Here is a 14,623-nt window from a genome sequence, read left to right on the forward strand (position 1 = left end):
ATCTGATGCAAGCAACGAGGAGGAGTCTTGGGCCGGCATATCCACGTCATCGGCATCGGCGCCGGCGACCCCGACTACGTGACGGTTCAGGCGATCGAGGCGCTCAACGACACCCAGGTGTTCTTTGCGATGGACAAGGGCGAGGCGAAAAGCGACCTGGTGGCGCTGCGACGAGAGATCTGCGCCCGGTTCATCCGCGAGCCTGGCTACCGCTTCGTCGAGCTGCCCGATCCCAAACGGTCGACCGACTCCGACTACCGCGAGGCCGTCTCGGACTGGCACGCGGCTCGGGCCCGGGTCTGGGCGGCCGCGATCGCCGCCGAACTGGGCCCCGACGGCGTTGGTGCCTTCCTGGCCTGGGGGGACCCGTCGCTGTACGACAGCACGCTGCGCATCCTCGAGGCGGTCGCGGCCGAGCTCGAGTTCACCTTCGACGTCATTCCGGGCATCACCGCGGTGCAGGCGCTGACGGCTCGACATCGCATCCCGCTCAACGAGGTCGGCGAGCCGGTCCTGATCACCACCGGCAGGAAATTGCGCGCGCAGGGCCTGACCGGATCAGGCCCCTCAGTCATAGTGATGCTCGACGCCGAATGCTCTTTTCAGGTCTGCCCGCCCGACACCCAGATCTGGTGGGGCGCCTACCTGGGCACCGACGACGAGTTGCTGGTGGCCGGCAACGTCGGCGAGGTCGCGCCGCGCATCGCGGCGGTCCGGGCCGAGGCGCGCGCGCGGCACGGCTGGATCATGGACACCTATTTACTCAGACCGGCAGACTGAAGGCGTGCCCGAACTGCCCGAGGTCGAAGCCCTGGCCGACCATCTGCGCCGCCATGCCGTCGGCCTGACGATCGGCCGCGTCGACGTCGGCGCGCTCTCCGTGCTGAAAACCTTCGACCCGCCGCTCAGCACGCTGCACGGCCAACCCGTGACGGGGGCCCATCGGTGGGGCAAGTACCTCGGCTTGCAGGCGGCGGAGCTGTACTTGATCACTCACCTGTCGCGGGCCGGGTGGCTGCGGTGGTCCGACAAGCTGGCCGCGGCGCCGCTGCGGCCGGGCAAGGGCCCGATCGCGCTGCGCGTGCACCTGGGCACGCCCGGCGAGGCGCCCGGCTTCGACCTGACCGAGGCCGGCACCCAGAAACGGCTGGCCGTGTGGCTCGTCGACGATCCGCAGTCGGTGCCGGGGATCGCCGCCCTCGGCCCCGACGCGCTGGAGCTCAACGTCGACGATCTCGCCGGCCTGCTGGCCGGCAACACCGGGCGGATCAAGACGGTCATCACCGATCAGAAGGTGATCGCCGGCATCGGCAACGCGTACAGCGACGAGATCTTGCACGTCGCCAAGATCTCGCCGTTCGCGACCGCGGGCAAGCTGACCGATGAGCAGCTCACCACGCTGCACGACGCGATGGTGTCCGTCCTGCGCGACGCCGTGAGCCGATCCGTGGGTCAGGCGGCGGCCACGCTCAAAGGCGAGAAGCGCTCCGGACTGCGGGTGCATGCCCGCACCGGTCTGCCCTGTCCGGTGTGCGGGGACACGGTTCGCGAAGTATCTTTCGCGGACAAGTCTTTTCAGTATTGTCCGACGTGTCAGACCGGCGGCAAGGTGCTGGCCGACCGGCGGATGTCGCGGCTGCTCAAGTAGGCGACGACAGCGGTCGCTATGCTGCCCGGGTGACTCGTCAGAAGATCCTCATCACTGGTGCCAGTTCCGGGCTGGGCGCCGGCATGGCGCGTGCCTTCGCCGCCAAGGGCCGCGACCTGGCGCTGTGCGCTCGGCGCACCGACAGGCTCGACGAGCTGAAAGCCGAACTTTCGCAACGGTATCCGGGCATCAAGATCGCCGTGGCGGCGCTGGACGTCAACGACCACGAGCAGGTGCCGAAGGTCTTTGCAGAACTCAGCGACGAGCTCGGCGGCATTGATCGGGTCATCGTCAACGCCGGCATCGGCAAGGGTGCGAAGCTGGGCTCGGGCAAGCTGTGGGCCAACAAAGCGACCATCGAGACCAACCTGGTGGCCGCGCTGGTGCAGATCGAGACCGCGCTGGAGATGTTCGGTAAGAGTGGTTCGGGTCACCTGGTGCTGATCTCATCGGTACTGGGCAACAGGGGGGTGCCGGGGGTCAAGGCCGCCTACGCCGCCAGCAAGGCCGGCCTGAGTTCGCTGGGTGAATCCCTGCGCGCCGAATACGCGAAGGGCCCGATCAAGGTTTCGGTCATCGAGCCCGGTTACATCGAGTCGGAGATGACGGCCAAGTCCAACAGCACAATGTTGATGGTGGACAACGAGACTGGCGTCAACGCGCTCGTCGCCGCCATGGAACGCGAGCCGGGCCGGGCGGCGGTGCCGTGGTGGCCGTGGGCGCCACTGGTTCAGGTGATGCGGGTGCTGCCGCCCCCGCTCACCAAGTGGTTCGCCTGACCCCTGATTTAGAGCCCCGAGCGTGCGTGTTTGTACGCGACCCGCCGGGCGAACGCGTACAACTGCGCACGCTCGTGCCGGCGATCAATGCGGTACGGGCGTGTAATGCGCCGCGTCGCTGGTGAATTCGGGTTTGCCGTAGGTCGCCAGCCGTAGCTTGAGGAGCCCGATGACGTAGGCGTCGGTGATCTCTCGAAGCACGGGGACGCGGCTGGCGTGGCTCACGGCGGTGAAACGCCCGATGATGAAGGGCGCGGTGAGGGCGACGCGCATGAGGTCCGTCGGCCCCATCGAGACTCCCATGGCTTCGGCGATCTCACGATTCCCATTGCAGAAGGTGCGAACGAAAGTAAGCTTGCTGAAACTCTTTTCGACCGCTTCGGCGCAACGGTCGAAAAGAGTGGTGTCGGGGCGCAAGTAGGCCGCCATCGTTCCGCGGACGAGTTCTTGGCAGATGCTGTCGAAACCGTCGCGCAGCAGTGCCGAACGCGCGTGCATGACGTGGATGATGTCGGCCGGTTCCGCAGGTAGCAGTTCTTCCGGTAGGCCGAGCAAAAAGCAACGATACCTGGCGAATTCGACCACGGCGCGCTCCTCGGCGGTGAACTCGGTCCGGCCCTGTTGGCGCGCCTTGCGGGCAAGCAGGTACTGGCCGATCATTCCGGCAGGCATCTGGTCGACCTGCGGCACGGGCATGCCGTACACGGCGGCATCCCACTTGTCCGATTTCTTGAGGGCGTTGTAGCGGACCATCGAGTGCATCAGCCGGACCATGGCGGCCGCCTCAAAACCGGGGCCGAAGCGGTCCAGCGCACCGGGCAGCGTGGTGACGGCGAAGAAACTGGCGGTTTCGTTTACCCGGCGGGCGGCCCGCTTGCCCGATAGTGCGCCGGTGAGGGCCATCGGCAGCGCGGCGTAGGTGTTGGTGAAGGTCGCGATGAAGGCCCCCCGCGTGATGAAGGGGGCCAACAGCGCTGCGGGGATCCGCTCTTGGCGGGCGCCCTCACGGACCAGGTCGAAGTCGATCCATTCCGGGGTGGCCTCCATGGCGGCGATGAACGAAACCAGCTCCGGGGGGGCGTCGGGCACCGCCTCGATTCCCTCTCGGCAGGCCGTCTTGAGCATGTCGATCAGCTGGGCGACGCTGTGCGAGGCCATGAGTGCCGCATAGGGGTCGGCGACGACGTCGCCGAGCAGGGTGGCCGTGCTCATCAGCTCGACCACTCGGTCGTCTTCTAGGATCGGTGCGCGGTCGGCGATCCAGGCGGGCAGAGCCGAGTCGACGTCGGGCTCCGTGGCCAGACGGTCCGGCTGCCGGTCGAAGTCGAAGTCTCCATACAGGTCGGGCTGCAATTCACGCTGGCTGCGGACTCGCTCGGCGAGTTCGGGGTAGTACGTGACCATCGCTGCCTCCCAGTAACTAACAGTTCGTGAGCAATACTCACAAGTTGTTAGTTATGCTGTCAAGCATGAGCGCGGGCAACCCGAAGCGGCGCATGACCGCCGAAGGCCGGCGCGAGCAGATCCTCGACGTCACGCACGCGATCGTCGACGCCGAGGGGTTTCACGCGGCCACGCCGAACCGGATCGCCGAGGCGGCCGGCATCAATCGGTCGTTGATCTATCAGCTGTTCGGTGACCCGGCGGGACTCTTCGTCGCACTGATCGACCGGGAGGCGGCCCGGGCCGGCGCCCAGTTCGCCGACGCGGTGTCGGGGTTGGATGCCGTCGCCGAGGACCAATCGCTCGTCGTCGCGTTCGACGGCGTCCTGGCCGCGGTCGACGCCCACCCGGCAACGTGGCGACTGTTTCTGTTCCCGCCGCAGGGCGCTCCACCGGAGTTGTATGCGCGGCTGGCTCAATCGCAGGCCGTCGTGTTGCAGTTCTTCGTCACCGAATTGCTGCGCATCAATCCCAACGTGCACGACCCCGAATACACCGCGCGGATCCTGCACGCCGCCGGACGCGAATTGCTGCAGCTGCACCTCAGTGAGCCGCAGACCGCGACCGTGGAACGCTTGCGCACTTTCGTACGGCGATTGGGCTCCGACGTCATGAGCCGCACCGGATGAGGGCTGTCAGCTGGTGCGGCCGCGTTCCATCCGGTAGCGGCGGACCAGCGCGTCGGTCGAGCTGTCGGACTGCGGGGCCGGCGAACTATCTGAAGTGATCACCGGCAGCAGCGCTTTCGCCTGGGTTTTGCCGAGCTCCACGCCCCACTGGTCGAACGAGTCGATGCCCCAGACGACTCCCTCGGTGAAGACCTGATGCTCGTAGAGCGCGATCAGTTGGCCCAGCACCGACGGGGTGAGCCGGTCGGCCAGGATCGAGGTCGACGGCCGGTTGCCGGGCATCACCTTGTGCGGCACGATGTCGGCCGGCGTGCCTTCGGCGGCGATCTCCTCGGCGGTTTTGCCGAACGCCAGCACCTGGGTCTGGGCAAAGAAGTTGCTCATCAGCAGGTCGTGCATGCTGCCGGTGCCCTCGACTGTGGGCAGGTCGTCGAGGGGCTGGCTGAAGCCGATGAAGTCGGCCGGCACCAGCCGGGTGCCCTGATGCAGCAACTGGTAGAAGGCATGCTGGCCATTGGTTCCCGGCTCGCCCCAGAAGATTTCGCCGGTGTCGGTGGTGACCGCGGTGCCGTCGGCGCGCGTCGACTTACCGTTCGATTCCATGGTCAGCTGCTGTAGATAGGCAGCGAACCGCGCCAAGTCGTTGGAGTAGGGCAGCACCGCGCGCGATTGGGCGCCCATGAAATTGGAGTACCACAGCCCGATCAGCCCGAGCAGCGCCGGCGCGTTGGACTCCAGCGGGGCGGTCTTGAAATGCCGGTCCACGATGTGGAATCCGGACAGGAAATCGGCGAAGGCCTCCTTGCCGATGGCGGCCATCACCGAGAGGCCGATCGCCGAATCGACGGAGTACCGCCCGCCGACCCAGTCCCAGAAGCCGAACATGTTGTCGGTGTTGATCCCGAAGTCGTCGACGAGGCGCTTATTGGTGGAGACCGCCACGAAATGCTTGGACACTGCGGCGTCGCCGAGCGCGTCGGTCAGCCAACGGCGCGCGGCGGTCGCGTTGGTCAACGTCTCGAGCGTGGAGAACGTCTTCGACGCCACGATGAAAAGCGTTGTGGCGGGGTCTAAGTCGGCCAGTGTGGCGATGAGGTCGGCCGGGTCGACGTTGGACACGAAGCGGGCGGAAATCCCGGCGTCGGCGTAGTGGCGCAACGCCTGGTACACCATCACCGGACCGAGGTCCGAGCCGCCGATGCCGATGTTGACCACGGTGCTGATTCTTTTTCCGGTGGCCCCGCTCCATTCACCGCTGCGTAACCGGTCGGTGAAGGCGCCCATCCGGTCCAGCACGGTGTGCACGTCCTCCACGACGTTGTGGCCGTCGACGATCAGTTCGGCGTCGCGGGGCAGTCGCAGCGCGGTGTGCAATACCGCCCGGTCTTCCGAGACGTTGATGTGCGCTCCTGCGAACATCTGGTCGCGGCGCTCTTCGAGGTTCGCCGTCCGTGCGAGATCGATCAGCAGTCGCAGCGTCTCTCGGGTGATGCGGTGTTTGCTGTAGTCGATGTAGAGGTCGCCGACCGAGACGGTGAGTTCGCGACCGCGGTCGGGATCCTCGTCGAAGAATTGGCGCAGATGGGTCGCGCCGATGTGTTCGTGATGCCTGCGCAGGGCGTCCCACGCTGGGGTGGCGGTGATGTCGGGGAGGCTTTGCACGGAGGTCATAGTTCGACCCTAGTGACGGTCGCAAGCGCGGCGCTGCCGGGCGCTGCGGGCCGTCACCATCTGCTCTAGTGACGGTCGCAAGCGCGGCGCTGCCGGGCGCTGCGGGCCGTCACCAGCCAGGGGCCTCAGTGGCCGAGCCGGCCCCTGCCCAACCGCAGCAGCAGGATCGCGAGGTCCTTGCCGTCGGGACCGAGCTCGCTGTAGCGCTCGATGACCTTCATTTCGCGGCTGTGCACCAGCCGCGTGCCGCCGGATGCCATCCGGACCTTACCGATCGCCTGCGAAACCTCGGTTCGCCGCTTCACCGCGGCGAGGATGTCGGCGTCCAACCGGTCGATCTCGTTTCGCAAGTCGTCGATGCTCAACTCGTCGGCGTCGGCCGTCTGTGGGGTTTCCACCGTCTCAACCTTCATCTCTGCTGACTTCGCATTCTCGGGATGTGGGGGTTGTGGTCTCATCCGGTTTCGGGCCTCACAAAAGAGACGAGCCCCGGTCTGCGGAAGCGGACCACGGGGCTCTGACGAAAGCAGCTAGACCACGGGGACCGGTAACCGGTACCCGTAGAAAAATCGGCGGCAGTTCCGTGTGGAAGGCTGCCGACGGCACTGCGCGCTGAGCACTAAACGAGTGTGCCACTACAAACGGCTCCCATGCAAAAAGGTGCTCGTGAGCTGGCCATTACAGGGTCGACGCGCCGGGCGAGGACAGCCCGGCGTCCGTCGCGGCGACACCCATGCCGGGGCTGCTGGTCGGCGCGGATTCCATTAACACGGCGCGAAATTCGGTGTTATAGCGGATTGTGCGAGATTGACGGCGACGCAAACTCGGGCGGTGATTATGACTCGCTTTTATACTCGAGTCTAATTACGGCCCATTTTCAAATGGGGGCGCATTCGATTGCGAAACGCGGTTTTCGCGGGCCCGTTTCTGCCCGGCGGAGGGCGGCCGGGGCACTAGCCTGGTGGCACGCCTGGGCGCGTTGCGTCGGTGGGCGGCGGTAAGTTTGGACCAACATGAGTGTGTACGCAACCGATGCCAACGTAGCCTCCGACGCAGATCAGTTGCTCGAAGGCCTCAATCCGCAACAGCGCCAGGCGGTGGTGCACGAGGGCTCGCCGCTGCTGATCGTGGCGGGGGCCGGATCCGGCAAGACCGCGGTGCTGACGCGCCGCATCGCCTATCTGATCGCGGCGCGCGGCGTGGGGGTCGGCCAGATCCTGGCCATCACTTTCACCAACAAGGCCGCCGCCGAGATGCGCGAACGGGTGGTGCGGCTGGTCGGCAACCGGGCCCGCGCGATGTGGGTGTCCACCTTTCACTCGACGTGTGTGCGGATCCTGCGCAACCAGGCCTCGTTGATCGAAGGCCTCAATTCCAACTTCTCAATCTACGACGCCGACGATTCCCGCCGCCTGCTGCAGATGATCGGGCGCGACATGGGGCTCGACATCAAGCGCTACTCGCCGCGGCTGCTGGCCAACGCCATCTCCAACCTGAAGAACGAGCTGATCGACCCCGCGGAGGCGGTGGCGAAACTGACGGACGACTCCGACGACCTGGCGCGCACCGTGGCGTCCGTTTACGGCGAATACCAGCGTCGGCTGCGCGCGGCCAACGCGCTGGACTTCGACGACCTGATTGGCGAAACCGTTGCGGTGCTGCGGGCCTTCCCGCAGATCGCCCAGCATTACCGGCGGCGGTTCCGCCACGTCCTGGTCGACGAGTATCAGGACACCAACCACGCTCAGTACGTGCTGGTGCGCGAACTCGTCGGCCACGACGCCACGGAGTCGCCCGACGAGGTCCCGCCGGCGGAGCTCTGTGTGGTCGGTGACGCCGACCAGTCGATCTATGCGTTCCGAGGCGCCACCATTCGCAACATCGAGGACTTCGAGCGCGACTATCCGGACGCTATAACCATTCTGCTGGAACAGAATTACCGCTCCACACAGAACATCCTGTCGGCGGCCAACTCGGTGATCGCCCGCAACTCCGGGCGCCGGGACAAACGGCTCTGGACCGACGCCGGCGCCGGCGAATTGATCGTCGGCTATGTCGCGGACAACGAGCATGACGAGGCCAGATTCGTCGCCGAGGAGATCGATGCGCTCGCCGACCGCGGCGAGATCACCTACAACGACGTGGCGGTGTTCTACCGCACCAACAACTCGTCGCGGTCGTTCGAAGAGGTGTTCATCCGCGCCGGCATTCCCTACAAAGTCGTTGGGGGAGTGCGGTTTTACGAGCGCAAAGAGATTCGCGACATCGTCGCCTATCTGCGGGTGCTGGACAACCCCGGCGATGCGGTCAGCATGCGGCGCATTCTGAACACCCCCCGGCGGGGCATCGGGGATCGTGCCGAGGCGTGCGTGGCGGTGTACGCGGAGAACACCGGCTCAAGTTTCGCCGATGCGCTCGTGGCCGCGGCCGAAGGCAAAGTGCCGATGCTGAATTCGCGCGCGGAGAAGGCGATCGCCGGGTTCGTCGAGCTGCTCGACGAGCTCAGGGGCCGCCTGGATGAGGATCTCGGCGATCTGGTCGAGTCGGTGCTCGAACGTACCGGATATCGGCGCGAACTGGAATCCTCCACCGATCCGCAAGATCTGGCCCGCTTGGACAACCTCAACGAACTCGTCAGTGTGGCACATGAATTCAGCACCGACCGGGCCAACGCCGCCGCGCTGGACGAGTCATTGCAGGCCCCGGACGACGAAGACGTGCCGGACACCGGTGTGCTCGCGGAATTCTTGGAGCGCGTCTCGTTGGTTTCCGACAGCGACGAAATTCCCGATAACGGCGCCGGCATGGTCACCCTGATGACGCTGCACACCGCCAAGGGGCTGGAGTTCCCGGTGGTATTCGTCACCGGCTGGGAGGATGGGATGTTCCCGCACATGCGGGCGCTGGACGACCCGACCGAACTGTCCGAGGAGCGGCGGCTGGCCTACGTCGGCATCACCCGCGCCCGTCAGCGGCTGTATTTGAGCAGGGCCATCGTTCGGTCCTCATGGGGGCAGCCGATGCTGAACCCGGAATCGCGCTTCCTGCGGGAGGTTCCGCAGGAACTCATCGAGTGGCGCCGCACCGCACCAACTCCGTCGTTCAGCGCGCCGGTGAGCGGCGCCGGCCGGTTCGGCGCGCCGCGCGCGGCTCCGACCCGCTCGGGCGCGGGCAAGCGCCCACTGCTCGTGCTCGAGCCCGGCGACCGGGTGACTCACGACAAGTACGGTCTTGGCCGCGTCGAAGAGGTTTCGGGGGTCAACGAATCAGCCATGTCGCTCATCGATTTCGGCAGCGCCGGGCGGGTCAAGCTGATGCACAACCACGCCCCGATCAGCAAGCTTTAGCCGCCTGGCGGCTGCGGACCATTAGACGATTCGGGAATTTGATATCGCGGGTGATATCGGATTTGAAAGTCGCCTAATAGTCGGCCTCGGCCCGCATCCGCTTAGGCGCGGGTCAGGCCTCCAGCCAGCGTTTGGTTCGCGGGTGCATCGCCAGCACCACGCTGGCGATCGGGAGCAGCGGGAGCAGGTGCACTACCCATGCAACACGGGCACCGGCGATGAACACACCCACATAGGTCAGCACCGCGACCACCGCGCCGGCCACGATGAGGTAGCGCCCAAAAGGCCGGTGCTGCAGCAGCATGATCACGCCGGAAATGGTGGTTAGGGCGAACACCAGGGCCAGGAACGCGACGGCGATGCAAAACAGGCGGTCGGTCCGCCACCAGCCGGCGATCAGGTCGGTCGCGACCACCGACGTGGCCCAACCACTGATGATGCTGACAGCGCAGGCGGCGACGGCCGTCCGGCCGCTCGGCTCACCGAAAGTGGCCGGGCGTCCCGCGCGAGCGACGCCCTGGTACGGCGGTGGCTGTGGAGGGATGAGGCTGGTCGGGGATTCCGTGGTGATGGGGACCGGCCCCGTAGGTGCGCGGCGGATGATCCGCGTCTTGGAGTCCGACGGCGACGTGGACTCGGGCGGCTGCGGACCGGAAGGCGGTTGATTCGGCTCGGTCACCTCAACCAGCGTAGTTACCGACCATAAGACCACGCTTAGCGAGCCATGGGACGGGGTCTATCCGTTCGGTACCGCCCTGGAGCACCTCGAAGTGCAGGTGCGGGCCGGTGGAATTACCGCGGTTGCCCATGGTGGCGATCTGGTCGCCGGCCATCACACGCTGGCCGACGCTGACCAGCGTCGTGTTGACGTGGCCGTAGAGCGTGACCGTGCCGTCGGCGTGGCGGAGCTTGACCAGCGCCCCATAGCCGGCGGCCGGCCCGGAGTCGATGACGACCCCGTCGGACACCGCATAGATCGGTGTGCCGATCGAGTTGGCCAGGTCGATGCCGGCGTGCAGCACTCCCCAGCGGTAACCGAAATTCGAGGTGAAGATGCCCTTCGTCGGCATCACGTAGAGCGGCTGCTGCAAACGCGCCTCACGCTGAGCGCGATCGTTGGCGTAGGCGACGCCCTTGGCGAGCTCCTGGTTATGCAGGGCGGCGGTCGCCGCCGGCTCGAGTGCGACCACCTGCGGGCCTCGGATGGTGTTGGCGTTGCCCGACCCGCCGGTGAGCGCCGACGCGTTCGCGGTCAGCACGGCCTCGGTCTTGGGGGTGTCGGCATGGCTGGTGGCGGTGTGGGCCGCCGCGGCGGCCGCGCCGGCGGCCATGGCCGAGATCAGCAGGCGACCCCGTGCCGCGCTGGTCGGCTCCTTGCGATGCTGCCCACCGCGTCGAGCCACACCGACGACGTCGTGCGCGCGACCGATACGCGGCCCGGTCGCGGACCCGACCACCACACGCGGCAACACCTCGGTGACCGGCGCGGCCAGCCACAGCGGGGCCGGGTCGTCGGCGTCGTTCAGATCGTCGAGCTCGGGAGCCAGCAAGACCTGCGCTTCGTTGTCGAAGGTCGAGTCGTTGCTGTAGTCGAGGTCGCCGAGGTCGCTGACCTCGTCGCGCCAATCCAGGTCATCGAAGTCGAAGCCGTCGAGCGGGAGGATCTCGGTAACTTCGTTGCGGTGGGGCTCAATCCCTCGGCCGCCGGCCGCGCGGCCAACCCGCACCACACCTGCTGTTTCAGCAGTAAAAGGAGCCAAACGATGCTGGGGCAAGCTGAAATGTCCTCGTATCGTGACCATACCGTTATCTGGACCCTAGGACGGTATCCGCTGACGTGCGGAACTGGCAACCTCGTCGCGCAATCCGATTGAAATTGTGATTTGGGTCACGAACCGGGTATGCCGGGATGCCGTGAGTTGTGCCACATCGCCGGACGCGCCGGTAAGGGCCGGTAGGAGGGTCGATACAGTTCGTCCGTGCGAGTTGCCGAACGCGGCACCGCCCATCAAGAGGCCTAGTTGTTGAGTCGAGCGAAGACAGAGAGTCCATGGACCTTTTCGAGTATCAAGCAAAAGAATTGTTCGCCAAGCACAACGTACCGACTACGCCTGGGCGGGTGACCGACACCGCCGAGGGCGCTCGGGAAATCGCCACCGAAATCGGCCGTCCGGTGATGGTCAAGGCGCAGGTGAAGGTCGGCGGGCGCGGCAAGGCCGGTGGCGTCAAGTACGCGGCGACGCCGGAGGACGCCTACGAACACGCCAAGAACATCCTCGGCCTCGACATCAAGGGTCACGTCGTCAAGAAGCTGCTGGTCGCCGAGGCCAGCGACATCGCCGAGGAGTACTACATCTCCTTCCTGCTGGACCGGGCCAACCGGACCTACCTGGCCATGTGCTCCGTCGAGGGCGGCATGGAAATCGAGGAGGTCGCCGCCACCAAACCGGAGCGGCTGGCCAAGGTGCCGGTGGACGCCGTCACGGGCGTCGACCTGGAGACCGCGCGTTCCATCGCCGAGCAGGGCCACTTGCCCGCCGAGGTGCTCGACGCGGCCGCGGTCACCATCAACAAGCTCTGGGAGCTCTTCGTCGCCGAGGACGCCACCCTGGTCGAGGTCAACCCGCTGGTGCGCGACCCGAAAGACCAAATCCTGGCGCTGGACGGCAAGATCACACTCGATGCGAACGCCGACTTCCGCCACCCCGAGCACGCGGAATTCGAAGACCGCGCGTCCACCGACCCGCTGGAGCTCAAGGCCAAAGAGCACGACCTCAACTACGTGAAGCTGGACGGCCAGGTCGGCATCATCGGTAATGGCGCCGGCCTGGTGATGTCGACGCTCGACGTCGTCGCCTATGCGGGCGAGAAGCACAACGGCGTCAAGCCGGCCAACTTCCTGGACATCGGCGGTGGCGCGTCGGCCGAGGTGATGGCCGCGGGGCTGGACGTCATCCTGAACGACAAGCAGGTCAAGAGCGTGTTCGTCAACGTGTTCGGGGGTATCACCTCGTGCGACGCCGTCGCCAACGGGATCGTGACCGCCCTGAACATGCTCGGTGACGAGGCGAACAAGCCGCTGGTGGTCCGCCTCGACGGCAACAACGTCGACGAAGGCCGCCGCATCCTCGCCCAAGCCAACCACCCGCTGGTGATCCAGGCCGAGACCATGGACTCCGGCGCTGACAAAGCCGCCGAGCTGGCGAACAAGTAGAAGAGGACCAATGGCTCATGTCTATTTTCCTTAACGCGGACTCCAAAGTCATCGTCCAGGGCATCACCGGCGGTGAGGGCACCAAGCACACCGCACTCATGCTGAAAGCCGGCACTCAGGTGGTGGGCGGGGTGAACGCGCGTAAGGCGGGCACCACGGTCTCACACGTCGACCCCGTCGGGAAGGATGTCGAACTGCCGGTATTCGGCACCGTCGCGGAAGCGATCAAGGAGACCGGCGCCAACGTGTCCGTCGTCTTCGTGCCCCCGCGATTCGCCAAGGATGCGATCATCGAGGCCATCGACGCCGAGATCCCGCTGCTGGTGGTCATCACCGAGGGAATCCCGGTGCAGGACACCGCATACGCGTGGGCCTACAACCTGGACAAGGGTCACAAGACGCGCATGATCGGGCCCAACTGCCCCGGCATCATCACCCCGGGCGAGGCGCTGGCCGGCATCACCCCCGCCAACATCAGCGGCCCCGGCCCCGTCGGGCTGGTTTCCAAGTCGGGCACGCTGACCTACCAAATGATGTACGAACTCCGCGATTTCGGGTTTTCCACCTCGATCGGCATCGGCGGGGACCCGGTCATCGGCACCACCCACATCGACGCCATCGAGGCCTTCGAGAAGGACCCCGACACCAAGGTCATCGTGATGATCGGTGAGATCGGCGGCGACGCCGAGGAGCGCGCGGCCGACTACATCAAGGCCAATGTGTCCAAGCCGGTCGTCGGCTACGTCGCGGGATTCACTGCGCCGGAAGGCAAGACGATGGGCCACGCGGGCGCGATTGTGTCCGGCTCGTCGGGCACCGCGGCCGCCAAGAAGGAAGCCTTGGAAGCGGCCGGCGTCAAGGTGGGCAAGACCCCGTCGGAGACCGCGGAGCTGGCCCGGGAGATCCTGCAGAGCCTGTAGCGGGTCGACACCATCGAACCGTGGCGATCGCGAGCGCGGCGCAGCCGGGCGAAGCGGGTCGACACCATCGAACCGGCCGACGCCGATTAGGCCGGGAGACGGGACCTGCGGTAGATAGTTGATCTATGAATCTCGACCCGAACACCCCCGTCGTCGTCGGTGTGGGGCAGGCAGCCGAACGCATCGACGACCCGAACTACCGCGGGATGTCGCCGGTCGAACTGGCGGCCGCGGCGGCCCGGGCCGCCGTCGGTGACTGTGGTGTCGAGGGCGCCGCGTCGGCCATCGACATCGTGGCCGGCGTCCGGCAGTTCGAGATCTCCGGTCTGATCAACGCCCCGCTGGGACGGTCGAACAACTACCCGCGATCAGTAGCCAACCGCATCGGCGCGACCCCCGCTCGGGCGATTCTCGAGATCGTCGGCGGCCAGGGGCCGCAGCACCTGATCAGCGAACTGGCGGCGGACATCGCTGCGGGCCGCTCCCAGGTCGCGATGGTGTTCGGTTCGGATGCGACCTCGACGCTGCGCTACTTCGCGAAGGCCGAAGCCAAGCCGGACTTCACCGAAACGGTCGACGCGAACTTGGAAGACCGGGGCCAGGGCATCGAGAAGCTCGTCTCGCGCTACACCGTCATCCACGGGCTGACCAGCGCGCCGATCCAGTACGCGCTGCTGGAGAACGCCCGGCGGGCCGGGATCGGGCTTGGGCCGGCGGAATACCGGCGGAAGATGGGTGAGCTGTTCGCGCCGTTCACCAAGATCGCCGCCAGCAATCCGTTCGCGGCCGCGCCCGTGGAGCGCACGGTCGACGAACTGATCACCGTGACCGACCGCAACCGGATGATCGCGGAGCCGTACCCGCGGCTGATGGTGGCCCGCGACCAGGTGAACCAGGGCGCGGCCGCGCTACTGATGTCGGTCGACGCGGCGCGTCGCCTCGGGGTGCCCGAGGAGAACTGGGTCTACCTGC

12 protein-coding genes and 2 pseudogenes are annotated in these 14,623 nt (G+C 66.4%); 9 read left to right on the top strand and 5 right to left on the bottom strand.

What is annotated here, in order from left to right; genetic code table 11:
- The first annotated feature begins 27 nt into the window (after positions 1-27).
- The 4 genes and pseudogenes from cobF to A5678_RS24115 all read left to right on the top strand — a co-directional run bounded on the left by cobF (position 28) and on the right by A5678_RS24115 (position 2,427).
- On the top strand, positions 28-780 hold the full coding sequence (gene cobF, locus A5678_RS24105) for a precorrin-6A synthase (deacetylating) (RefSeq protein WP_068047967.1): 753 nt from the start codon (positions 28-30) through the stop codon (positions 778-780).
- 4 nt (positions 781-784) lie between these two features.
- Positions 785-1,027, top strand: a pseudogene (locus A5678_RS28100) (DNA-formamidopyrimidine glycosylase family protein); the annotation flags it as partial.
- Positions 1,028-1,180: 153 nt separating this feature from the next.
- Complete coding sequence (locus A5678_RS28105) at positions 1,181-1,648, top strand: zinc finger domain-containing protein (protein WP_231983750.1); 468 nt, start codon at positions 1,181-1,183, stop codon at positions 1,646-1,648.
- Between the two features lie 29 nt (positions 1,649-1,677).
- Positions 1,678-2,427, top strand: coding sequence for an SDR family oxidoreductase (locus A5678_RS24115; RefSeq protein WP_068047973.1), 750 nt, complete (start codon positions 1,678-1,680; stop codon positions 2,425-2,427).
- 84 nt (positions 2,428-2,511) lie between these two features.
- Here A5678_RS24115 and A5678_RS24120 read toward each other — a convergent pair whose 3' ends face one another.
- Positions 2,512-3,831, bottom strand: coding sequence for an oxygenase MpaB family protein (locus A5678_RS24120; RefSeq protein ID WP_068047977.1), 1,320 nt, complete (start codon positions 3,829-3,831; stop codon positions 2,512-2,514).
- 92 nt (positions 3,832-3,923) lie between these two features.
- On the opposite strand from A5678_RS24120, the gene A5678_RS24125 reads away from it, so the two are divergent.
- Complete coding sequence (locus tag A5678_RS24125; RefSeq protein ID WP_068048015.1) at positions 3,924-4,499, top strand: TetR/AcrR family transcriptional regulator; 576 nt, start codon at positions 3,924-3,926, stop codon at positions 4,497-4,499.
- 6 nt (positions 4,500-4,505) lie between these two features.
- Here A5678_RS24125 and pgi read toward each other — a convergent pair whose 3' ends face one another.
- Both pgi and A5678_RS24135 read right to left on the bottom strand, forming a co-directional pair.
- Complete coding sequence (pgi, locus tag A5678_RS24130; RefSeq protein WP_068047981.1) at positions 4,506-6,170, bottom strand: glucose-6-phosphate isomerase; 1,665 nt, start codon at positions 6,168-6,170, stop codon at positions 4,506-4,508.
- A 125-nt stretch (positions 6,171-6,295) separates the two neighbouring features.
- Positions 6,296-6,628: a chorismate mutase gene (locus A5678_RS24135; protein ID WP_082945722.1), complete on the bottom strand. Its 333-nt coding sequence runs from the start codon at positions 6,626-6,628 to the stop codon at positions 6,296-6,298.
- A 555-nt stretch (positions 6,629-7,183) separates the two neighbouring features.
- Here A5678_RS24135 and pcrA point away from each other — a divergent pair.
- Positions 7,184-9,517, top strand: coding sequence for a DNA helicase PcrA (gene pcrA, locus A5678_RS24140; RefSeq protein WP_068047988.1), 2,334 nt, complete (start codon positions 7,184-7,186; stop codon positions 9,515-9,517).
- 112 nt (positions 9,518-9,629) lie between these two features.
- On the opposite strand, the gene A5678_RS24145 is transcribed toward pcrA, so the two are convergent.
- Together A5678_RS24145 and A5678_RS24150 are read right to left on the bottom strand one after the other, a co-directional pair.
- Complete coding sequence (locus tag A5678_RS24145; protein WP_068047991.1) at positions 9,630-10,196, bottom strand: hypothetical protein; 567 nt, start codon at positions 10,194-10,196, stop codon at positions 9,630-9,632.
- Between the two features lies 1 nt (position 10,197).
- Positions 10,198-11,244, bottom strand: a complete 1,047-nt coding sequence (locus tag A5678_RS24150; RefSeq protein ID WP_068048018.1) for a M23 family metallopeptidase — start codon at positions 11,242-11,244, stop codon at positions 10,198-10,200.
- A gap of 323 nt (positions 11,245-11,567) precedes the next feature.
- Between A5678_RS24150 and sucC the strand changes: the two genes are divergently transcribed.
- The 3 genes and pseudogenes from sucC to A5678_RS24165 all read left to right on the top strand — a co-directional run.
- Entirely contained in the window at positions 11,568-12,731 is a 1,164-nt protein-coding gene (gene sucC / locus A5678_RS24155) for an ADP-forming succinate--CoA ligase subunit beta (RefSeq protein ID WP_068047994.1), read from the top strand.
- A 17-nt stretch (positions 12,732-12,748) separates the two neighbouring features.
- On the top strand, positions 12,749-13,651 hold the full coding sequence (gene sucD / locus A5678_RS24160) for a succinate--CoA ligase subunit alpha (protein WP_068047997.1): 903 nt from the start codon (positions 12,749-12,751) through the stop codon (positions 13,649-13,651).
- Positions 13,652-13,776: 125 nt separating this feature from the next.
- Positions 13,777-14,623 (top strand): annotated as a pseudogene (locus A5678_RS24165) (acetyl-CoA acetyltransferase); the annotation flags it as partial.

This window comes from Mycobacterium sp. E2733 (assembly GCF_001667585.1).
Lineage (GTDB): Bacteria > Actinomycetota > Actinomycetes > Mycobacteriales > Mycobacteriaceae > Mycobacterium.

What these genes read in the sequence shown, in the direction of transcription:
- A5678_RS24120 (WP_068047977.1), bottom strand. Translation starts at nt 3,831, where the DNA reads ATGGTCACGTACTACCCCGAACTCGCCGAGCGAGTCCGCAGCCAGCGT.
- pgi (WP_068047981.1), bottom strand. Translation starts at nt 6,170, where the DNA reads ATGACCTCCGTGCAAAGCCTCCCCGACATCACCGCCACCCCAGCGTGG.
- A5678_RS24125 (WP_068048015.1), top strand. Translation starts at nt 3,924, where the DNA reads ATGACCGCCGAAGGCCGGCGCGAGCAGATCCTCGACGTCACGCACGCG.
- pcrA (WP_068047988.1), top strand. Translation starts at nt 7,184, where the DNA reads ATGAGTGTGTACGCAACCGATGCCAACGTAGCCTCCGACGCAGATCAG.
- sucC (WP_068047994.1), top strand. Translation starts at nt 11,568, where the DNA reads ATGGACCTTTTCGAGTATCAAGCAAAAGAATTGTTCGCCAAGCACAAC.
- sucD (WP_068047997.1), top strand. Translation starts at nt 12,749, where the DNA reads ATGTCTATTTTCCTTAACGCGGACTCCAAAGTCATCGTCCAGGGCATC.
- A5678_RS24135 (WP_082945722.1), bottom strand. Translation starts at nt 6,628, where the DNA reads ATGAGACCACAACCCCCACATCCCGAGAATGCGAAGTCAGCAGAGATG.